Annotated in this window: 18 protein-coding genes; 11 read left to right on the forward strand and 7 right to left on the reverse strand. The window is 65.5% G+C overall.

Features of this window, described 5'->3' with window-relative positions:
- Positions 1–239: 239 nt before the first annotated feature.
- Entirely contained in the window at positions 240–881 is a 642-nt protein-coding gene (gene thiE, locus ACQRAG_RS06760; protein ID WP_168934653.1) for a thiamine phosphate synthase, read from the reverse strand.
- A gap of 37 nt (positions 882–918) precedes the next feature.
- On the reverse strand, positions 919–1,914 hold the full coding sequence (locus ACQRAG_RS06765) for a DUF362 domain-containing protein (RefSeq protein ID WP_427805294.1): 996 nt from the start codon (positions 1,912–1,914) through the stop codon (positions 919–921).
- Between the two features lie 180 nt (positions 1,915–2,094).
- Between ACQRAG_RS06765 and ACQRAG_RS06770 the strand changes: the two genes are divergently transcribed.
- The 3 genes from ACQRAG_RS06770 (at position 2,095) to ACQRAG_RS06780 (ending at position 5,737) form a co-directional block, all read left to right on the forward strand.
- Positions 2,095–4,764: a mechanosensitive ion channel family protein gene (locus ACQRAG_RS06770; RefSeq protein WP_427805295.1), complete on the forward strand. Its 2,670-nt coding sequence runs from the start codon at positions 2,095–2,097 to the stop codon at positions 4,762–4,764.
- Positions 4,765–4,816: 52 nt separating this feature from the next.
- Positions 4,817–5,161 (forward strand): cupin domain-containing protein, encoded by a 345-nt coding sequence (locus tag ACQRAG_RS06775; protein ID WP_168934656.1) that lies wholly within the window; start codon positions 4,817–4,819, stop codon positions 5,159–5,161.
- A gap of 204 nt (positions 5,162–5,365) precedes the next feature.
- Positions 5,366–5,737 carry a WG repeat-containing protein gene (locus tag ACQRAG_RS06780; RefSeq protein WP_300645269.1) on the forward strand — a complete coding sequence of 124 codons (372 nt, stop codon included), beginning with the start codon at positions 5,366–5,368 and terminating at the stop codon, positions 5,735–5,737.
- A gap of 82 nt (positions 5,738–5,819) precedes the next feature.
- Here ACQRAG_RS06780 and ACQRAG_RS06785 read toward each other — a convergent pair whose 3' ends face one another.
- The 3 genes from ACQRAG_RS06785 to ACQRAG_RS06795 form a co-directional block, all read right to left on the reverse strand.
- On the reverse strand, positions 5,820–7,634 hold the full coding sequence (locus ACQRAG_RS06785) for an NFACT RNA binding domain-containing protein (protein WP_427803946.1): 1,815 nt from the start codon (positions 7,632–7,634) through the stop codon (positions 5,820–5,822).
- Between the two features lie 128 nt (positions 7,635–7,762).
- Positions 7,763–8,125, reverse strand: a complete 363-nt coding sequence (gene dksA, locus ACQRAG_RS06790) for an RNA polymerase-binding protein DksA (protein ID WP_168934659.1) — start codon at positions 8,123–8,125, stop codon at positions 7,763–7,765.
- Positions 8,126–8,234: 109 nt separating this feature from the next.
- On the reverse strand, positions 8,235–9,380 hold the full coding sequence (locus tag ACQRAG_RS06795) for a tRNA(5-methylaminomethyl-2-thiouridylate) methyltransferase (RefSeq protein ID WP_239465019.1): 1,146 nt from the start codon (positions 9,378–9,380) through the stop codon (positions 8,235–8,237).
- Between the two features lie 562 nt (positions 9,381–9,942).
- Here ACQRAG_RS06795 and recA point away from each other — a divergent pair.
- The 4 genes from recA to ACQRAG_RS06815 all read left to right on the forward strand — a co-directional run bounded on the left by recA (position 9,943) and on the right by ACQRAG_RS06815 (position 16,869).
- Positions 9,943–11,025, forward strand: coding sequence for a recombinase RecA (recA, locus tag ACQRAG_RS06800; RefSeq protein ID WP_006008777.1), 1,083 nt, complete (start codon positions 9,943–9,945; stop codon positions 11,023–11,025).
- Between the two features lie 75 nt (positions 11,026–11,100).
- Positions 11,101–13,770, forward strand: coding sequence for an alanine--tRNA ligase (alaS, locus tag ACQRAG_RS06805; protein ID WP_297137332.1), 2,670 nt, complete (start codon positions 11,101–11,103; stop codon positions 13,768–13,770).
- A gap of 255 nt (positions 13,771–14,025) precedes the next feature.
- Entirely contained in the window at positions 14,026–15,207 is a 1,182-nt protein-coding gene (gene ahbC / locus ACQRAG_RS06810; protein ID WP_168934661.1) for a 12,18-didecarboxysiroheme deacetylase, read from the forward strand.
- 159 nt (positions 15,208–15,366) lie between these two features.
- Positions 15,367–16,869 (forward strand): sulfatase-like hydrolase/transferase, encoded by a 1,503-nt coding sequence (locus ACQRAG_RS06815; protein ID WP_427805296.1) that lies wholly within the window; start codon positions 15,367–15,369, stop codon positions 16,867–16,869.
- Positions 16,870–16,928: 59 nt separating this feature from the next.
- Here the strand turns inward: ACQRAG_RS06815 and ACQRAG_RS06820 are convergent, their stop codons facing one another.
- On the reverse strand, positions 16,929–17,135 hold the full coding sequence (locus ACQRAG_RS06820) for a hypothetical protein (protein ID WP_427805305.1): 207 nt from the start codon (positions 17,133–17,135) through the stop codon (positions 16,929–16,931).
- Here ACQRAG_RS06820 and ACQRAG_RS06825 point away from each other — a divergent pair.
- Positions 17,097–17,696 carry a hypothetical protein gene (locus ACQRAG_RS06825; RefSeq protein WP_427805298.1) on the forward strand — a complete coding sequence of 200 codons (600 nt, stop codon included), beginning with the start codon at positions 17,097–17,099 and terminating at the stop codon, positions 17,694–17,696. The two genes, ACQRAG_RS06820 and ACQRAG_RS06825, sit on opposite strands and share 39 nt — an antisense overlap.
- A 120-nt stretch (positions 17,697–17,816) precedes the next feature.
- Here ACQRAG_RS06825 and ACQRAG_RS06830 read toward each other — a convergent pair whose 3' ends face one another.
- Positions 17,817–18,197 carry a diacylglycerol kinase gene (locus ACQRAG_RS06830; protein ID WP_337440782.1) on the reverse strand — a complete coding sequence of 127 codons (381 nt, stop codon included), beginning with the start codon at positions 18,195–18,197 and terminating at the stop codon, positions 17,817–17,819.
- A 254-nt stretch (positions 18,198–18,451) separates the two neighbouring features.
- On the opposite strand from ACQRAG_RS06830, the gene hemB reads away from it, so the two are divergent.
- The 3 genes from hemB to ACQRAG_RS06845 are packed head-to-tail and all read left to right on the forward strand — an operon-like array spanning position 18,452 to position 21,144.
- Positions 18,452–19,441 (forward strand): porphobilinogen synthase, encoded by a 990-nt coding sequence (hemB, locus tag ACQRAG_RS06835; protein WP_289616388.1) that lies wholly within the window; start codon positions 18,452–18,454, stop codon positions 19,439–19,441.
- Entirely contained in the window at positions 19,441–20,640 is a 1,200-nt protein-coding gene (gene ahbD, locus ACQRAG_RS06840; RefSeq protein WP_303930410.1) for a heme b synthase, read from the forward strand. Before hemB ends, ahbD begins: the two co-directional genes overlap by 1 nt.
- Before the next feature lie 6 nt (positions 20,641–20,646).
- A complete protein-coding gene (locus tag ACQRAG_RS06845) occupies positions 20,647–21,144 on the forward strand; it encodes an AsnC family transcriptional regulator (RefSeq protein WP_168934665.1) in 498 nt (165 codons plus the stop codon).
- The last annotated feature ends 241 nt before the right edge of the window (positions 21,145–21,385 follow it).

The raw sequence follows: 21,385 nt of genomic DNA on the forward strand, positions 1-21,385 counted from the left end.
GCTGAAAAGAAAGAGGCGACCGTCACATGACGGTCGCCTCTTTCTTTTCGATCACACAGCATCGGCCTGCAAGACGAAAGGCCGCGCTTCTGGAAGAAGACACCACGGATTATCCATACATCTCCTCGCTCAGGAAAGACGGAATAAAGGGCGCTGGGGAGGGGGTGGGGAGTTTGAGGGGCGGGGGACCCCCTCTCGCGCCAGGCGAGGGGGTCCCCCGCCCCTCAAAAAATCATATCCTACATCCCCCGCTGCATGGCGGCGCGTACGGCCTGCACCTTGGCGGCGATGTCGGGGGCGCCCACCAGTTCGGAGACCAGGGCGCAGCAGCGGGCCCCGTGACGGGCCACATCCGTGATGTTGTGTTCCTTGATGCCGCCGATGGCCACGAAGGGGATGCTGATGTTGGCGGCCACCCAGTCCAGATAATCGAAGCCCACCGGGGCCACCACGTCCTCCTTGGTCTTGGTGGCGAAGATGGGCCCCACGCCGATGTAGTCGGCGCCCACGGCCACGGCGGCCCTGGCCTGTTCCGGGCTGTGGGTGGACAGGCCGATGCACATCTTGGGGCCCACCAGCTGGCGCACCGCAGGCAGGGGGAAGTCCTCCTGTCCGATATGCACGCCGTCGGCTTCGGCCAGGATGGCAAGGTCCACATGGTCGTCCACGATGAAGCAGGCCCCGGCCTCGCGGGTCAGGCGGCGCATCAGACGGCATTCTTCCAGCATCTCACCGGATTTCATGTGCTTTTCACGGTACTGGATGATCTTGACCCCGGCCCCCAGCAGGGCGGAGACCACGGTCTCCAGCGTGCGGCCGCAGGAAAGGCGGGCATCGGTCAGGGCATAGATGTCGGTCTGGCCCGGCAGGATCACAGGCATGGTCAACTCCTCGCTCCCCGCGGGGGAGCAGCTTTCGTTATTTTCGGCGCGCCAGCCACAGGCGGCGCAGGCAACTCTTGAACAGGCGCCAGGGCCGGAACGAGGTGTGCATCAGCTCGTCCGGCAGGATGAAGCCCGTACTGTCGAAATCTTCGGGCCGGGCCAGCACATAGTCGGGCTGCCAGCCCGCACGGCGGCATCCCGGCGCTTCCCGGCGTTCCAGGGCCGCGCCCAGGGGCGTGCCGGCCAGGGGCAGGCCCAGCACCGCGCACAGGGCCTCGTCCAGGGCCACGGCCGAAGGGCTGGCCCCCAGCAGGCCCAGGGGAAAGGGCTGTCCCTTGCTGGGGCCCGTCACATGCATGGCGGTCAGGCCGTCGGCCACGGCGGCCACCGGCGGCAGACCGGCCCAGAGGGCGGCGATGCAGTCGGCGAAAAAGTCGGGATCCTGTCCCTGCCGCGTATGGATGAGGGCCTTGCGCAGGCCGCAGACGCAGCCGAACAGATTCTTGACCGCCAGGGTCAAACGCATCTGGGAATGGGCCTTGACCCGGGGCAGGGAAAAGATGACGTCGCTTTCCAGCGCCACCCGGGCCACCCCGAAGGAAACGGGCCCGCCCCGGCGCAGGGGCAGCTCCAGCGGACGGGGATCGGCCAGGGACTCCACCCGCAGGCCCAGCGGCCGCAGGGCCTCTTCCACGCCTGTCTGCCGGGCCACGGCCGTGGCCGTACCGAAACCGGGCGAATCCCCCACCCGCACGCGAGCCCCCTGGTCCAGCAGCCAGCGGCAGACGGCGGCCACCACCACGGGGCTGGTGCAGGCCAGGGGCGTGGCCGTCAGCAGATTGGGTTTGACCAGCACATGGGCCGAACGCAGGGAAAAGGACGAGGCCAGACCCGCGCGGTCGAGAAGAAGGGGCAGGGCCTGTGCCACGGCCCCGCTGTCGGCGGGGGAAAAGCGTTGCAGGGCAACAGCGACCTTGAGAGCAGAGGCCGGGACATCCTGACGGAGGAAAGAAGAGAGGCTCTGGGACATGAGCTCACTATGCCGGGCACGGAAGGGCTTGTAAAGCCGGGCCATCCGTCTGCTCCCGGGGGGAGCCGCATGTTTACAGGAAGACCTCTTTTCAATCAGCACATCTTGCGCTATTGCTGGCTTTTCAATGTCATGATGCCCCTGTCCCTTTCCGGCAGGGGCCTTTCCCTGAGGTGGACCATGTATCGCTGCCTGTTCCGTTCCCTGCCCGTTCTCATGCTGCTGACCGTCCTCAGCCTCGTGCCGGCCCTTTCCGGAGACGCCTGCCGGGAGATGACCTCCCTCGTCGGCCCGACTTGTGCCCTGGCCGACGAAGCGCCCCAGAAAAACGACGACAAGGCCGACGCCAAAAAGGACGACAAGGCCCAGGACAAAAAAGCCGCTTCCAGCGCCCCTGCCGAAGCCGATGCGGCTCCCACGGTGGACCCGCTGGAGAACATCTGGGCCGGCCAGAAGGACATGCTGGACGACATCAACAGCAGTACGCGCGGCCTGGTGCGTGACATCAACAAGCAGGCGGAGACCATGTCCAAGCAGGCGCGGCCCATCGTCGAGGAAGCCCGCCGCCTGCTCCTGCTCATCAACACGTTCAAGAACTGGCCCAACCCGCTGGAGGCCCTGGACCGCCGCATCTCCTTCACCGTGCAGCAGATGCAGCAGGTCATCGACCCCGTGCTGCTGGCCCGCAACAGCGTCAACTCCCTGCTGGAGCGCGTCAACCATCTGGCCGAGAGCCTGCCCGAGACCAAGGATCTGCCGTCCAACGCCGAGATCCGCGACTACTCGCGCCAGGTCACCAAGGCCCAGAAAAGCCTGACCGACGTCATCAAGCGCTATGATTCCGTGCTGTCGCCCACCCAGGACATGATGGCCGATCTGAAGAAGGCACAGAAAGACATCGCCACCATGCTGCCCCAGCTGTGGCGGGACTACTATCTGCAAGGCCCGGTGCCCTATCTCAGCCTCGAGACCTGGGAGACCGTGCCCAAACGCCTGCAATATGTCTGGCAGGGCATCCAGCTGCGCCTGCCCGTGGAGATCCCCGTCAGCGCCGACGGCTGGCATACGGCCGGCCTGCGCTTCGCCCTTTGCCTTTTGCTGGTGCTGTTCACCGGCATGGTGCTCTACCGTCGCTGGCGCCATTCCGGGACCCACGGCGAGGTGGGCCGCCACATGTTCCATGTGAGCCTGCCCTGGATCGGCCTGGGCCTGTCCCTGCTGGCTTCGTCGCTGTCCGCCCACGGGGATGTGTTCCGCTGCTTCCTGGCCCTGGGCAACCTGAGCATCATCATCGGCGAAGTTTTCCTGGCCTGGGACCTGCGCCGCTTGCAGCACCCGGACAAGGCCGCCGTCAGCAACCCCCTGTGGCAGCTCATCCCGCTGACGCTCTTTTCCTACATCCTGATCTACCTGCCCCTGCCGCCGGTGGTGACCCTCATCGCCTGGGTGGTGCTCATGCTCCTGCACCGTCTGTGGCGCGCCAAGAGCCACAGCCTGGAGGCCAGCACCCAGCTCGAGTCCACCCTCCTGTCAGGCAGCGCCATCATCTTCTGGGTGACCCTGGTGCTGGCCATCATGGGCCTGCACATTTTCAGCATGGGCCTGTACCTGTTCTACGTTTCCTGCTCGCTGGCCCTGCAGATCAGCGTGGCCAGCATGTCGGCCATCAACCGCTACAATGACCAGCTGCCCGACGAGGGCGGCTCGGCGGCCTTCTCCAGCCTTATGCTGGCCCTGGCCGCGCCGGTCATCCTGCTGCTGGCCATCGGCGGCATGTCCCTGTGGGTCTGCACCCTGCCCGGCGGCCTTTCCCTGTTGCAGGACTTCGTGCTCCAGGGCGTCAACGTGGGCGAGACGCGCTTCAACATGGTGCAGGTGCTGCTCATCATCAGCGTCTTCTTCCTGACCCGCACCGCCGTGCGCATGGGCACGCTCTTCCTTTCGCGCATGCCCAGCCGCGGCCTGCGTATCGATCCCACGCTCATCCAGCCCCTGCAGACGGCCTTCACCTACGCCCTGTGGGCGTTCTTCGGCCTGTTCACCCTGCGCTCGCTGGGCATGGAACTGAGCAGCCTGGCCATGGTCGCCGGTGGTCTGTCCGTCGGTATCGGTTTCGGCATGCAGACCATCATCAACAACTTCCTCTCCGGCCTGATCCTCATCTTCAGCCGCACCATGCAGGTGGGCGACGTGGTCGAAGTGGGCACCACCACGGGCCGCGTGCGCAAGATCAGCGTGCGCGCCACCATCGTGGAGACCTACGACAACGCCGTCATCTACGTGCCCAACTCCGAATTCGTGTCCACGCGCCTCATCAACTGGACGCGCAACAGCCGTACGGTGCGCCGTGACGTGGTGGTGGGCGTGGCCTACGGCAGCGACACCACCCTGGTCATGAAGCTGCTGTCCTCCGTGGCCAACGGCCACAGCGACATCCTCAAGTACCCCGCGCCGGTGGTGCTGTTCTCCAACTTCGGTGCCAGCACCCTGGACTTCACCCTGCGCTTCTGGGTGCGGGACTACGATGTCAGCGTCAAGACGGCCTCGGAGCTGCTGTTCGAGATCGACCAGCTGTTCCGCAAAAACAATATCGAGATCGCTTTCCCGCAGATGGACGTGCACATCAAGGACATGCCGCCCCGTGCCCGGAGCCCGCGTGACATGGCCACGCGCCCCACGGCGGCCCTGCCCGACTCTCCCGCCGACCGTCGTGCCCCGCACGGCAGCGCCCGGCCCCAGCGTCCCCTGCGCAACCGCAAGCCCCGTCCCGGCGGCAAGCTGGCCCCGCGGCCCCGGCCTGCGGCCGATGACGACACGCCCACCGACGAGGACCGTCAGCTGACGGCCTGACCCGTGCGCCCATGACGGGGCCCGAACCCCGTCCAACCCCCAGGAGGGAACCATGATCCGCCGCAAGGAAGACCACATCCGCTTCGACAAACAGATCGCCGGAGGCCCGGGCCTGGCCCACGCCACCCAGCTCCTCAACGAAGGCGAGTTCTACGACAAGGGGCGCCTGTTCAACATCGTGCGCCTGGGGCCCGGCGACGCCGTGGGCCGTCACCAGCATGTGGGCGACATGGAGGTCTACCACATCCTCAAGGGCCAGTGCCGCTATGACGACAACGGCACCGAGGTCATGCTCCATGCCGGGGACACGGCCGTCTGTCCCGACGGCGAATGGCATGCCGTCTACAACGACGGCCCCGACGACATGGAGATGGTCTGCCTGATCCTGTTCAAGTAGGACAGCGGGAAAGCCCCTGTCCGCTCCCAGACAAAAAAAGCCACCCGCAAGGGTGGCTTTTCCATACCGTTTACCTGAAAGATGCCGCCGCTGTCTGCCCGGTGGCCATCCCGGACGCACGCTGTCCCATCGTCATGATGGCGGGGCCGGAGCCCGGGACCATCCCCGTCTGTCAGTGCTCACCGGTACATATCAAGGAGCCCCATGAAAAATACAGGCTGTTCCCTGCTGCTGGCCCTGCTCCTGTGCGGCTGCGCCGCGTCACCAGCTGTCGTCCCCTTCCATTATGACAACGGCCCCGACTATGTCCGCGAAGGCCTGTACCGCATCGTGGATGACCGGGGCCGCATGGGTTATGCGGACGAGAGCGGCCGGGTGGTGATAGCGCCCCGTTTCGCCTTTGCCCTCCCCTTCGAAGGCGGCAAGGCGAAAGTCACGGACACGGGACAACGCAAGGAGGTCCCGGGCTCCGGCGGCGAGCACTGGTACTGGGAAAGCGATACCTGGTACTTCATCGACACAACGGGCCGAAAGACGGACGATCCCCAGGCGCGCGACGCCACCCCACTGCCGTAAAGGCAGGCACTAGCCCTTTGCCGCCAGCGGGCCCTTTTACCGGCAGGCACGCCCATGGGGCGCAAAAGCCGTACGGCGGAGCTCAGTCCCTGCCCGTCCCGTCCGTCTTCCCCGCAGGGCTTTCCGGCAGCAGACGGGTCTCCAGACTGGCATCCACCGGCACCTCGCGGCTGTAGAGGATCTTGTCCATGCGCACGGTGCCTGTGCCCGCGCCGCGCATGCTGCGGATGTGGCGCACCTCGGCGTAGAGGATGCGCGCCCGGGCCGCGTCCTTCTGCCAGCTCTTGCAGGCCGCCAGCGCCCCGGCCTGGTCCAGGGTGCGCTCCGGCACTTCCTGTCCGGCATGGGCCCGGCGGATGATGACGTGCGAGCCGGGGCCGCCGTCGGCATGCAGCCAGATGTCGTGGGCCGCGGCCAGCTTGCGGGCCGCGATGTTGCCCTTGGCGTCACGGCCGCGCAGCAGGGCAAAGCCGTCGTCACTGACGAAGAGCTGCACGTTGCGCGGCAGGGCCGCACCGCGCAGGGCCCCCAGCGCCACCGTGTTCCTGTCGGGCTTCCCGGCCTCTCCGGCGGCGTGCCCGATACCGCCCAGCAGGGCTTCCTGCCGGGCCGCCTGCACGGTGGCCAGTTCGGCCCGCAGCACCGCACGCCGTTCCGCCAGATGTTCAAGGCCACGCTGCCCGCGCCGGGCCGTATGGAACAGGCGTTCCATATTGTCCCGCACGCTGCGCCGCATATCCAGCTTCACGGTCTTGCGCGGCGTGTCCCCGTCGCCTTCATCCGGCGGCGGCAGCACCAGCTCCGGTGCGCGGAAATCCGCAGGCCAGCGCCACAGCCAGGCTTGCAACAGCAGGCCGTCCTCACGGGCGGCGCACATGCCCAGCAGGCGCTGCTCTTCCTCATCCAGCTTGGCCAGCAGCTGTTCCAGCTTGCGCAGACGGCGCGACAGGGGCAGGGCAGCGGCACCGGCGGCGTCGCGTGCGGCCTTTTCCAGCACCAGCTTTTGCCCGGCCTTCTCCACCAGGCCGAGGATGTCTTCCCCCTGTTCCTCATGCCAGCCCTGGGCCAGGGCATCCGGCAGGGGCCAGGCCGCGATGCGGCAGGAGGGCCGCTCGCTCCCGGCCTTCTCCTCCGCCTCTCCATCCGGCGGCGTATAGTAGAACACGTCCCCGCCGCCCAGGCGCAGGTCTTCCAGCAGGGCCTGCCGGTCCAGCTCGTCATACAGGGGCAGGGCACGGCGCAGGGCCGGTGTCAGTACCGGCCAGTCCCGCCAGTGCGCCAGGGCCTCTTCCAGTTCTCCGGGCTCCGGCCAGCGCAGGGACTCTTCCTGCGGGCTGCGGCTCACGGGCAAGAAGCGCACCGAGGCCCCTTCGCGCAAGTCCAGCAGCAGCCAGGTGGCCAGGGGCTCCCGCTCCGCGGCCTCGCCGCTCTCCGGCGTCATGTCCGCCATGTCCGGCTGCGCCCCGCTCTCAGGGGAAAGGCCGTCCTCCTCGCCTTCCGCCGGGCTCCAAAGCACCATCTGGCGGCGCAGGGCCTCTTCGGCCGCGGCCTCCCCGCCCACCAGCAGCCAGAGCTGGCGGCGGCTGAAGCAGCAGACCGTGGCCAGGATACGGTGCCCGGCCAGATATTTGCGCAGGCGCATGACCGGGGCCGAGGGGGCCCGTCCGGCGGCCAGACGGCTGCGGGAAAGGAAGAGGAAGGGTTCCTTGCGTGCGGCGCGCAGGCACAGCTGGCACTTGCGGCTGCCGCCTGCCTGACCGTAGCTCTGGCCGCGTGCGGCCAGATTGATGTTGAAGGCCAGCAGGCCGGGGGCCGGTTCCTGCACCTTTTCCAGCCAGCCGCCGATGATGCGCGGGGCGAGCTCCTCGCAAAAACGGGAAAAAAGATGGGCGTCCATAGATATTGCCGGGGATGTCCTTACCGGCGCGAAGCCGGGGCAAAAAACAGAAAAACGGGCCGGAGCCCGTTTTTTTGTGAAAAGGTCAAAGGATGCCGCGCTCCGGCGGCACAGGTCAAGGATGCGCGCTAGTCGCCGCGCAGATGTTCGTCCTCTTCCTGCTTGGCCTTGCAGTTGATGCACAGACGGGTGACAGGACGGGCCTTGAGACGGGGGATGGCGATCTCTTCGCCGCATTCGTCGCAAATACCGTAGGTGCCGTCGTCGATGCGCTGCAACGCGGACTGGATCTTGCGGATCAGGCGGCGTTCGCGGTCACGGATGCGCAGGGTGAAGGCGCGGTCGGATTCAGCGGTAGCCCGGTCAGCAGGGTCGGCAAAGACTTCGTTGCTGTCCGTGAGCTCTTCGATGGTGGAGTCGCCCTTCTGCTTGGCTTCCTCCAGCATACTGGTGAGGAGCTTGCGGAAATACTCTATATCCTTCTGGTCCATATAAGCCTCCCAAAACTGGCCCTGTAGGCACGATTTTGGCATTGTTGCCCCATAATGAGGAATCGCTCCTCATTACCCGGAAAAAGTTATCTTGTAAAGCGGTACGCGCCTATTCCCCCGCCTCCTCCTGCGGCGGGATGCCGTGCAGGCGTGCTTTCTGCTCGGCACGCAGTTCTTCGCGGGCCGGCACCCAGGCCGGTTCCTGCCAGATGCCCTCACGCGAGGGCAGCACCTCGCCCTGCCAGCCGCCGCCCAGCCAGCTGGCCCGCACGCCCACGGGGGCCCCCAGGCGCACGGCCTTGCCGGAGTAGGAGGCCATCAGGGCCGCCGCCGCACGCAGCACCTCTTCCGGCCATGTACGGCCCCCGCAGGCCACGGCCAGCGGACCGGGGATGTCGGCCAGATGGATCTTGGCATCGTCCTTGCCCAGTACCGTGTGCAGGGCCTGGTTGTCGGCACTGGTGCGGCCGATGGCCAGCCAGTAGTCCCGGCCGTCCTGCTGCGCCCAGAACTGCCGCCCCAGATTGGAGAGTTTGAAGGCCCGCGTGTCGGGTTCGGGCCAGCGGGAGAGCACGGGCCAGTAGCGGCGGGCGTTCTCCTTGTCCGCCAGACGGCAACCGCCGCCGGGCGTGGGGATCTCGGGCAGCTGGTACTTTTTGGCCAGTTCCAGCTGGTCCTTGCGGCCGCGCCCGCTGATGCCCAGCAGACGGGAACGGTCCACGAAGCCCTCCTCCTCGGCGGGTGTGGGCGCCAGATGCAGGGCGCTCAGGGGACGCAGCAGGATGTCCTGCACCCCGGCATCGCGGCGGATGGCGTTGAGCACGTCCCGGCGCTGCGACATGGGACGCTGCCCCATGACCTCGCCCGTGGCCAGCAGGCGCGCGCCGATGCTCTCCATGTAAAGGCGGGCATGGCGCAGGAGCAGGATCTTGCAGTCCACGCAGGGGTTCATGACCTTGCCGAAGCCGTGGGCCGGGCGGGCACGCAGCATGGCGCAAAAATCGTCGCTCACGTCCAGGGTGCGGATGTCCAGCCCGTAGAGGTTGCTCCAGCGCTCCACGGCGCCGGGATCACCGAAGAAGGGGGAATGGCAGTGCAGGCAGCAGACCCGCAGGCCCTGTTCCTCCAGGACCTTGGCCGCCAGGATGCTGTCCAGGCCGCCGGAAAAAAGCACGACCACATCCACCGGCCGCTGGTCAGCATTGACCATGCCGGGCGCGGCGGGGGTCTGGAAATCGGAGGGAGTGTTCATCATGGCCCGCCTTCTACGCGAAAGCGGGGGCAGGAGGCAAGAGCCTGGCCCGGATTTTCACAGCTTTTGGATAGGTTTTTTTCGTCCTGCCGCCTCTGCGGGCCCCGTGCAGGGATGGGGACGCTCTTGAGGAGCCGCACGCGTGCCTCATCCCCTGCCGCGGCGCTCCTTTCCCGGCGAATGGGCCTGCCGTTTGACGGAGCGGACCGAAGGCCCGTCCGTCCGCTCCGGCGCGCCTGCACGGCATCGGGACCTGGAGCGGGATACGGTACAGGGAGCAGGAGCAGCGCGCCCCACTCCTGCCGCCGCACAGCCGTCCCTTCTCCCCTTGACAATTATTGAGATTTATTCCTGAATAACGCAGTTTTTGTGCGCGCCCGCACAGCCGTCCCCCTGCCCAGGGCGTATCCTGTGATGCCCGGCATGCGCAGGGGCCCGTGCCGTGACGAAGGCGGCATCCCCGCAGCCCGCAAGGGCCCGTCCCGGGAGGCCTGCCGCCTTCCTTGCCTTGCCGTGCGCGCTTTGCTATACTGCGTTGCTTAAATTTCCTACAGGGAGCGTCTCTATGGCCAAAAAACCGGCCCTTTCTCCTGAAGAAGCCCGCGCCGAAGCCCTGGGCACCGCACTTGCCACCATCGAACGCAAGTACGGCAAAGGCGCGGTCATGAAGCTTTCCGACGAAGCCCATGTCAATATCCCCGTCATCCCCACGGGTTCCATCGGTCTCGACCTGGCCCTGGGCGTGGGCGGTATCCCGCGCGGCCGTATCACGGAGATCTTCGGCCCCGAATCTTCGGGCAAGACCACCCTTACCCTGCACATCATCGCCGAATGCCAGAAAATGGGCGGCACCTGTGCCTTCGTGGACGCCGAACACGCCCTGGACGTGAACTACGCCCGGCGCCTGGGCGTCAACACCGACGAGCTGCTCATCTCCCAGCCCGACTACGGTGAGCAGGCCCTGGACATCGCCGACATGCTGGTGCGTTCCGGCGCCGTGGACCTGGTGGTGGTGGACTCCGTGGCCGCCCTCATCCCGCAGGCCGAACTGGAAGGCGACATGGGCGAGAGCCAGGTGGGCGGTCATGCCCGCCTCATGTCCCACGCCATGCGCCGCCTTACCGGCACCATCCACAAGTCGCGCACGTCCGTGATCTTCATCAACCAGATCCGCATGAAGATCGGCGTCACCGGCTACGGCAGCCCCGAGACCACCACCGGCGGTAACGCCCTCAAGTTCTACTCCTCGGTGCGCATGGACATCCGCCGCATCCAGACCCTCAAGGACAAGGAAGAGTCCTTCGGTTCCCGCACCCGCGTGAAGGTGGTCAAGAACAAGGTGGCCCCGCCGTTCCGCAGCGCCACCTTCGACATCCTCTACGGTCAGGGCATCTCCCGCTCGGGCGAGCTCATCGACCTGGGCCTGGAAGCCAAGATCATCGAGCAGAGCGGCTCGTGGTTCGCTTTCGGCTCCGAAAAGCTGGGCCAGGGCCGCGAAAAGGTCCGTGCCCTGCTGGACGAGGACCCGGAACTGCGCCGCCAGATCGAAGCCAAGGTCACGGAATTCCTGGGCATGCATCCGCAGGAGTTCATCCCCAGCGAAGAGGATCTGGACGACGGCAGCGCCGCCATGTCCGATCTGGACTAGTTTTTTGTGTGCAACGCGGCCCTGCGGGGCCGCCCGTTTTTTTATCGCCCTTCCGGGCAGCAACATGGAGCCCCTATGCTCACCGCCAAAGAGATTCGTCGCCGTTATCTGGAATTCTTCGCCCGCAACGGGCATGACATCCTGCCCTCCGGGCCCCTGATCCCGCCCAACGACCCCACCCTGCTCTTCACCAACGCGGGCATGGTGCAGTTCAAGAAGTTCTTCCTGGGCGAAGAAGTGCGCGACGTGCCGCGCGTGACCACCTCGCAGAAGTGCCTGCGCGTGTCCGGCAAGCACAACGACCTCGAAAACGTGGGTCGCACCGCGCGCCACCACACCTTCTTCGAGATGCTGGGCAACTTCTCCTTTGGCGATTACTTCAAGCGCGAGGCCATCACCTGGGCCTGGAAGTTCGTGACCGAAGAACTGGAACTGCCCAAGGAACGCCTGTGGGTGACCGTCTTCCGCGAGGACGACGAAGCCGCCGCCATCTGGCAGGAAGTGGCCGGTCTGCCCGCCGAGCGCATCGTGCGCATGGGCGAGAAGGACAACTTCTGGACCATGGGCGATACCGGCCCCTGCGGTCCCTGTTCCGAGATCTACATCGACCAGGGCGAAGACATGGCCTGCGGCCCGGATTGCGGCATCGGCAAGTGCGACTGCGACCGCTTCCTGGAGATCTGGAACCTGGTCTTCACCCAGTTCGACCAGCACGCCGACGGCACCCGTGACCGTCTGGCCCGTCCCAACATCGATACCGGCATGGGCCTGGAACGCATCGCCGCCGTCTGCCAGGGCAAGCGCTCCAACTTCGACTGCGACCTGTTCCAGGACATCATCCAGTACGCCGCCGAGCTGGCCGGCGTGAAGTACAGCTTCAGCGCGCCCGACACCAATGACGTGGACACGGCCCTGCGCGTCATCGCCGACCACGCCCGCGCCGCCGCCTTCCTCATCGCCGACGGCACCCTGCCCTCCAACGAGAGCCGCGGCTACGTGCTGCGCCGCCTCATCCGCCGCGCCCTGCGCTTCGCCACGCTCATGGGCGTGCACGAGCCCTTCCTGTACAAGGTGGCCCGCAAGGTCACCGAGATCATGGGCGAGGACTACCCCGAACTGACCGAACACGCCGATTTCATCGCCCGCGCCGTGCATGAGGAAGAACAGCGCTTCTCCCTCACCCTGGGCAAGGGCCTGGCCCTGCTGGAAGACCAGCTGGCCGAACTGGAAAAGGCCGGCGACAAGGTCATCCCCGGCGAGTTCTGCTTCAAGCTGTCCGACACCTACGGCTTCCCGCTGGACATCATCACCGACGTGTCCGAAAAGCGCGGCTTCAGCGTGGACGTGGCCGGCTTCGAGGCCCACATGGCCGAACAGCGCCGCCGCGCCCGCGAGAGCCAGAAAAAGTCCGGCCTGCTGGGCCAGGACGGCAGCGGCTCCTCGCTGTTCCAGCAGCTGGCCGACGACGGCCTGCAGAGCGTCTTCACCGGCTACAGCGGCCTGAACGGCCAGGGCCGCATCGTGGCCCTGCTGGACGAGAGCGGCCTGAGCGTGGAAGAACTGCCCGCCGGGCAGAAGGGCTATGTGGTCACCAACCAGACCCCCTTCTACGGCGAGTCCGGCGGCCAGGCCGGTGATACCGGCCGCATGGAAGGCCCCGACGGCGCCGCCCGCGTGCTGGATACCCAGAAGCCCGCGCCCACCCTTATCGTCCACAACATCGAAGTGGAACAGGGCCTGCTGCGCATCGACCAGGAAGTGGCCCTGAGCGTGGAAGAAGACGCCCGCATGGCCACGGCCCGCAACCACAGCTGCACCCACCTGCTGCACGCCGCCCTGCGCTCCGTGCTGGGCACCCACGTGAAGCAGGCCGGTTCGCTGGTCAACAGCCAGCGCCTGCGCTTCGACTTCTCCCACATCGCGGCCCTGACCCCCGAGGAGCTGGCCGCCGTGGAACGCCAGGTCAACCGCGCCATCATGGCCGACTACCCTGTCTGCACCAAGGAAATGAAGCATGACGAGGCCGTGGCCAGCGGCGCCATGGCCCTGTTCAACGAAAAATACGGCGACACCGTGCGCGTGGTCAGCATGGGCGACGACGCCCATACCGAATCCGTGGAACTGTGCGGCGGCACCCACCTGAGCCACACCGGCCAGGCGGGCAGCTTCCTCATCGTGTCCGAGAGCGGCGTGGCCGCCGGCGTGCGCCGCATCGAGGCCGTCACCGGCTGGAACGCCTATGACCTGGCCGTGGCCCAGCGTGCCGAACTGCACGACCTTTCGGCCCTGCTCAAGGCCAAGCCCGGCCAGCTGGCCGAACGCGTGCAGGCCCTGCACAGCGATGTGAAGAAGCTGCGCAAGGCCTCCGAAAAGGCGGCCGCCAGTCCGGCCACCGGCGCCGACCTGGTGCAGAAAGCCACCGAGGTCAACGGCGTGAAGCTGCTCACCGCCAAGCTGGACGGCGTGCCGGTCAAGGCCCTGCGCGACATCATGGACGACGTGCGCTCCCGCATCCCCTCCGGCGTGGCCTGCCTGGCCACGGTGGAAGGCGAGAAGGTGGGCCTGCTGCTCTACGTCTCCAAGGACCTGCACGGCCGCTTCACCGCGCCCGCCCTCATCAAGGACGTGGCCGCGCCCTGCGGCGGCTCCGGCGGCGGTCGTCCCGACCTGGCCCAGGCCGGCGGCACCAAGGCCGACGGCGTGGAAGCCGCGTTCGACGTGCTGCGCGCCAAGATCGCCGGCTAACTTCGTGACTGCCGGGGAGGGCCGCCGCATCGGCGCCCCTCCCCGTTCCGGCCCCGCAGCCACCGTTTTTCCCTCTGCTTCCGGCAGGCCCCGCGGCCTTCCGGGCAGACAGGCACCATGACGGCGGGATGATCCCGTCCCGTCCCCAGACACTCAGGCCGGGCGTTCCTCCGGGCTTCCCCGCGCCATACCCCCCGCCCCGTGTCCGCTATCCCGGCGGGGCACAAACGGCGACTCGCTGTAAAGGATCGTACGATGATCGGTATTTCCAAACTGTATTGCGGTCAGGTGGAGCCCTCCGACGCCCTGCGTTACGGCCGTGAATCCGGCAACCTGCCCTCGCACCTGCTCCAGTTCTCCAAGGACAAGAAGCCCGTGGTGGTCTGGAACATGACCAAGCGCTGCAACCTGAAGTGCGTGCACTGCTACGCCCAGGCCGTGCCCGTGGACGGCGCCGACGACATCAGCACCGAACAGGCCAAGACCATGATCGACGACCTGGCCGCCTACGGCGCGCCGGTCATGCTCTTCTCGGGCGGCGAGCCCCTGGTGCGCAAGGACCTGGTGGAACTGGCCAGCCATGCCACCTCCAAGGGCATGCGCGCCGTCATCTCCACCAACGGCACCCTCATCACCAAGGAAAAGGCCCGTGAACTCAAGGGCGTGGGCCTCTCCTACGTGGGCATCTCCCTGGACGGCATGGAAGAAGTGCACGACCGTTTCCGCGGCGTGCCCGGTGCCTTCCGCAAGGCCCTGGAAGGCGTGGCCAACTGCCAGGCCGAAGGCCTGAAGGTGGGCCTGCGCTTCACCATCAACAAGCGTAACGTGGGCGAGATCCCCGGCATCTTCCGCCTGCTGGCCGACCTGGAAGTGCCCCGCGCCTGTTTCTACCACCTGGTGTACTCGGGCCGCGGTTCCGAGCTCATCAAGGAAGACCTGGATCACGCCGAGACCCGTCAGGTGCTGGACCTCATCATGGACGAGACCCGCGCCCTGTTCGACGCCGGCAAGCCCAAAGAGATCCTCACCGTGGACAACCACGCCGACGGTCCCTATGTGTGGATGCGCATGAAGCGTGAAGATCCCAAGCGCGCCGAAGAGATCTTCGAGCTCCTGCAGTACAACGAAGGCAACAACTCCGGCCGCGGCATCGGCTGCATCTCCTGGGACGGCAAGGTGCATGCCGACCAGTTCTGGCGCAACCACACCTTCGGCAACGTGCTGGAGCGCCCCTTCTCCGAGATCTGGGACGACCCCAACATCGAGCTGCTGCACAAGCTCAAGGACAAGAAGGCCCATGTGGGCGGCCGCTGTGCCAAGTGCCGCTTCCTGAACATCTGCGGCGGCAACTTCCGCGCCCGTGCCGAAGCCTACTACGGCGACGAATGGGCCCAGGACCCCGCCTGCTACCTCACTGACGAAGAGATCGGCCTGTAGGCCCTTTTCTCCAAAGATAAAAAATGTCCCGGCATCCCAGGATGCCGGGGCTCTTTCATACCAGTCTTTCCCTCAACCACATTCCCCGGTGCCATGTCCCAAAAAGTCCAGCATATCCCTCCTTCCGGGCACCTGAGCACAGCGTCCCTGGCCTTGTTGATGGCCGGTCAAAGCCTGACCACACAATATCTCTCCGGCGTGGATATTCGGGGACTTGTCCTGGCGGACATCGCCGCCTCCCTGCTGCTGGTCCTTGTCTGCGGGACGCGTTTCCTGCGTATCGTGAGCCTGCTGCAGGGCCTGCTTTCGCTCTTCTGTCTCAGTTATGCGGCCAGTATGGGAATGCCGCCGACGCTGGCCGCCATCCTCAACGGCAGCCGGCAGATCGCAGGCATGGATTTACGCAGTCTGTGGACCTATATTGATCCAGCCGCCCTTGTCGCTCTCAGCCTGCTTGTCGCGATCCAATGCTGGCTCTGCGGCCGTAAGCCCCGTTACCGTCACCGCTGGTTGGCGATCATCCCGGCCTGCGCTCTGCTGGCAACGCAGTACAATGCCTGCCTGCTCCAGCCGCCGCGACACTTCACGCCGGAATTCATCTTGGGAGAAGGCCGCTCCCGGTTCGAACCTCCGGCACGTCGTTCCCTCAAATACCGGGGCTATCTGGGTACTTTTTTGATGGAACTGGGCTCAGGTACTGCTTTTACCCCCCCGTATGTCCCTGCCCGAACCTGCTCCTCCGCTTGGACTGATCAGATTCCCGTTCCCGCCGCCCCGTCACAGCTGGCACTGGTGCAGGTGGAGTCTTTGGACTTTGAGTTGCTGGAAATGGACGTTGACGGACGGCCCGTTATGCCCTTCCTGCGCAGCCTGCTCCCTGATGCCATCCTGCTGCGCCTGGACGGGACCAAGAAACTGGCCTCCGCCAATTCCGATTTCGAACTCTTCAACGGTCTGGAAGCCAGCCCTGACTTCGTCCACTACGAATACGAAAATGCCTATCCGCGCAGCCTCATCGCCCAGCTGGGTTCCGGCGGGCGTCCTGTGGAAGTTTTTCATGGTCTGCCCGCCAACTACATGAATCTCAGGGCCGCGTACAAGCTGCAGGGCTTCTCGCGCTACCACGATATCGAAGTCATGCGTGCTGCGGGCGTCAGGCCTCTGGACTGCTGGTGGGCAGGCGTCGTCACGGACAAGGATCTTTTCGACTATGCAGCCCAGCAGATGCCTTCAGGTCCTTTCGTCCAATTCATCATCACCATGAGTATGCATCTGCCGGAGTATGTGGACCGCATCGCTCCTGAACGACGCTTCTGTTCCTCATCTAGGTCAGCTTTTCTGACTTTGGCCCACGATACCGACATTGCCCTGCGACACTATGTGGCCAAACTCCCGCAGGGAGCTATGCTCATTCTCTGGGGGGATCACCGTTCTTACAGTCGCGATAATTCCGGCCTGATCCCATTCCTCGTCTACATCAAAGGGGCAAGCCTGCATTTCGACGGCCGCGACCTGCCTGTCATGAGCCGTTGCAGCATGTACTTCTATCTGCAAAGGATCTTCGGGAAGGGTGCTGACGCGCCTTCCTGCGGGGGAAGCCATGAGAGAGAGAGAGAGAGAGAGAGAGAGAGATTCTGTTCACGCTCGTATGCGTCGCACTGATCTTCGGGATCGTCCACAACAGTGAAACGGCCAAGAACGCGCTGACCAATGCCGCGGCCTCATGTTTTGATATTCCGCTCAAGCCCGGCGTATTTGCCTTTGCGTCCACATCGCCGGAGCTGTACATCGCCCACGCGGGCGGCGTTATCGATGGACAATGCCATACCAACAGCCGCGAAGCCGTAGAGGAGTCCCTGCGTCGCGGCTACCGCTATATCGAGCTGGACTTGCAGGTGACGCGGGACAACCACCTTGTAGCCGTGCATGACTGGGACCGCCTGCGTGACATGGCCGGGGCCCCGGAACTTCCTGTGCCGCCCACACTGGCTGAAGTGCGCGGTCTCACACTCAAAGGCGGGCTCCACATACTTGACGGCAAAGACATTGCCGAACTCATGCTTCGCCATCCGCGGATGATTCTGATCACGGACAAAATCCATGATATGGCCCTGCTGGCGCGGGAACTTCCCTTCCATGACAGGATCATTGTGGAAGTCTTCAACCGCTGGGATTATCTGGTCTGCCTTTGGCATGGCTTCACACCCGCTTTTTCCCTGCCCTGGAAGCTGGACGACCTGAAGCATTTCCTGACGCTCGATGCATCCTGGTATACGGTATCCGCTATTGCCTGGCAGGAAGACCATGCGCCGCTGCTGCGGCATATCGCCGCCCTGCGTGCCGCAGGCAAAGAGGTGCTGCTGTTCCGGGCAGGATGCCCCAAAGAGCTGGACATGGAAGGACAGGCTTTTCTCCGGCGGAATGCCGGCCGCTATTTCACAAAGCTCTATACGGATGCCCAAAGGGACCTGTCACCGGATGTGCGGTGATGCCAGGAAAGGAGTACGGGGGGAGACCCGTCCGATACCGGAGATGCCCCTCCACCTTTCCCCGCAAAACGAAGATCGATCCCGTCGGCCGCAGCCACAGGTTGCCCTGTCCGCATCGCCCTATAATCGTCCCAAAACGTAGCCGCCCCAGACGGCAGCCAGGAAAAGCTGGGCCGTGAATTGGGCGGCGCTCCCCATATCCTTGGCCTTCTTGGCCAGCGGATGCCATTCCAGCGAAATACGGTCCACCACGTTCTCGATGGCGCTGTTGAGCAGTTCCACCAGCAGGCAAAGCACCAGCGGCACGGCCAGCAGGACGGATTCCGCCCAGTCCCGCCCCAGCCGGCAGGCCAGGGGCAGACCGATCACGGCCAGCAGGCATATCTGCCGGAAAGCCTCCTCGTCCTGCCAGGCGGCTTTGTAGCCGGCCAGAGAATACCGCGTGGCATTCAGCAGGCGGACCAGTCCCCTCTTTCCCTTCAATTCGTTGCGAGCATCCATACACACCCCCATTCACAGCTTTGCCGACCCGCCTTGCATGCCTGCAATCACAGTGGTGCCCGGCGGCTTTTCCCTTGTGGCGTTTTGCGCTATGGTGGCCTTCTCATCGGAAGGCCCCGTGCCCTGCCGCCCGACGGCATCAGGACGCAGGCTTTTCCGGGCGCCGGTCTTTCCCGCTATCCCGCCGGGCCGGGGACGAACCGTCGCCGTCCTCCCCAAACACAACCGCGGCATTGCCGCATCGAGGTAGAACCATGTCCCAATCCTTCCATCGCGGCAGACGTTTGCGCTGGACCCCCGAGATCCGCAGCATGGTGCGCGAGACCCCGCCCCTGCTGGCCGAAGACCTCATCATGCCCTACTTTGTGGTGGAGACCGAAGACCAGTCCTTCCGCAAGGAGATCGGCGCCATGCCCGGCCAGTACCAGCTGTCGCTGACCGAGCTGGAAAAGCAGGTGGAAAAGGCCGTGGATGACGGCCTGAAGTCCGTGATCCTCTTCGGCATCCCGGCCGTGAAGGACGAAAAGGCCAGCGGCGCCTATGCTGAAGACGGCATCGTACAGGAAGCCGTGCGCCGCCTCAAGCATCGCTGGCCCTCGCTCTACGTCATCACCGACGTGTGCCTGTGCGAATACATGAGCCACGGCCACTGCGGCATCCTGACCCCCGGCGGTGCGGTGCTCAATGACCCCACCCTGGAACTGCTGGCCAAGACCGCCGTGAGCCATGCCGCCGCCGGTGCCGACATGGTGGCCCCCTCCGACATGATGGACGGCCGCGTGGCCGCCATCCGTCACGCCCTGGACGAATCCGGCCTGGTCATGGTGCCCATCATGTCCTATGCCGTGAAATACGCCTCGGCCTTCTACGGCCCCTTCCGTGAAGCCGCCGAATCCGCCCCGGCCTGCGGCGACCGCAAGAGCTACCAGATGGATCCCGGCAACGCCCGTGAAGCCATCATCGAAGCCCTGGCCGACCTGGACGAAGGCGCCGACTGCCTCATCGTCAAGCCCGCCGGTCCCTACATGGACATCATCCGCCAGGTGCGCGACGCCGTGGACGTGCCCCTGTGCGCCTATCAGGTGAGCGGTGAATACAGCATGATCCGCGCCGCCGGCCTCAACGGCTGGATCAACGAAGAAGCCGTGATGATGGAAAGCCTGCTGGGCATGAAGCGCGCCGGCGCCAAGATGCTCATCACCTACTTCACCGAGACCCTGCTCAAGCAAAGGCTGGTGCGCTGATGCATGACGAGAAGCACATGCCGGGCCATCCCGGCGGCATGGGGGGACACCCCGGCGGCCATCCCGGTACCGCGGGTGCCCATCCCGGCGGTCATCCCGGGGGCGCGCCCGGCCACAAGATGGTGCGCACCCTTGAGGACGGCACGCCCGCCTGCAAGCTCATCGCCTGGGAAGTGACCCGCTCCTGTAACCTGGCCTGCAAGCACTGCCGCGCCGAGGCCCACCCGGAACCCTATCCGGGCGAGTTCTCCACCGAAGAGGCCAAGGCCCTCATCGACACCTTCCCCCAGGTGGGCAACCCCATCATCATCTTCACCGGCGGCGATCCCATGATGCGCCCCGATGTCTATGAACTGGTGGCCTATGCCCGCAACAAGGGGCTGACCTGCGCCTTCTCGCCCAACGGCACCCTGATCACGCCCGAACTGGCCCGCAAGATCAAGGAAGCCGGCGTCAACCGCTGCTCCATCTCCATCGATGGCGCCGACGCCGCCAGCCACGACGAGTTCCGCGGCGTGCCCGGGGCCTTCGAAGCCTCCATGCGCGGCATCGAATACCTTAAACAGGCCGGGGTGCCCTTCCAGATCAACACCACGGTCACGCGCAACAACCTGCACAGCTTCAAGGACATCTTCAATCTGTGCGAGCGCATCGGCGCGGCCGCCTGGCACATCTTCCTGCTGGTGCCCATGGGCCGGGCCTCCGGCCTGGCCGACCAGGTCATCAGCGCCGAGGAATACGAGGACGTGCTGCACTGGCTCTACGACTTCCGCAAGACCACCAGCATGCACCTCAAGGCCACCTGCGCGCCGCACTACTACCGCATCATGCGCCAGCGCGCCCATGAGGAAGGCGTGGCCGTCACGCCCGAGACCTTCGGCATGGACGCCATGACCCGCGGCTGTCTGGGCGGCACGGGCTTCTGCTTCATCAGCCATACCGGCCAGGTGCAGCCCTGCGGCTATCTGGAACTGAACTGCGGCAACGTGCGCGAGACGCCCTTCCCCGAGATCTGGCGCAACAGCAAGTACTTCCGCCAGTTCCGCGACCAGAAGTGCTACGAAGGCAAGTGCGGCGTGTGCGAGTTCCACAAGGTCTGTGGCGGCTGTCGCGCCCGCGCCTGGAGCATGAACGGCAACCATATGGCCGAAGAGCCCCTGTGCACCTATCAGCCCAAGCGCGCCACGGGCGCAAAGTGAGCGAGCATGACGGACGCCCCTGAATACTGCGGTCCCCACACCACGCAGGAAGCCCTGGACGAGACCGACCGCCGCCTGCTGGACATCATCCAGACGGCCTTTCCCCTGACGCCCCGCCCCTATGCCGACCTGGGCACGCTGCTGGGCATCCCGGAGGAGGAGGCCCTGGAGCGCGTGCGCAGCCTGCGCGAGCGGCGCGTCATCCGCCGCCTGGGTGCCAACTTCCAGTCCAACAAGCTGGGATTCGTCTCCACCCTCTGCGCGGCCAAGGTGCCCGATGACAAGATGGACGACTTCGTACACGAAGTGAACGCCCGTCCCGGCATCACGCACAACTACCTGCGCGAGCACAACTACAACATCTGGTTCACGCTCATCAGTCCCTCGCGGGAAGACGAGCGCGCCACGCTGGATGACATCACGGCCCGTACGGGCATCCCCATCCTCAACCTGCCCGCCACGCGTTTGTTCAAGATCCGCGTGGACTTCCGCATGCAGGACTGAGACCCGTTCCCGATACTGAGGGGAGGCCGCAAGGCCTCCCCTTTTTTGTCTGATCCTGCCGCCGCTGCCTGCGGCCCTCCGCCGCCCCTCCCCAGGGGCCCCTTGCCCCCTCTTGAGCTCCGCCAAGGCCTGTGCTAACACCTCAGACAAGTTGTTGAAAATTCGTTTCACCTTACGGGCATGCGGATTTCCTGCCGTGCACCTCCCCGGCGCTACCTGAAGGTCCGCCTGCTTTTCTTCT

It is taken from the genome of Desulfovibrio sp. SGI.230 (assembly GCF_050313065.1).
Classification (GTDB): Bacteria; Desulfobacterota; Desulfovibrionia; order Desulfovibrionales; family Desulfovibrionaceae; genus Desulfovibrio.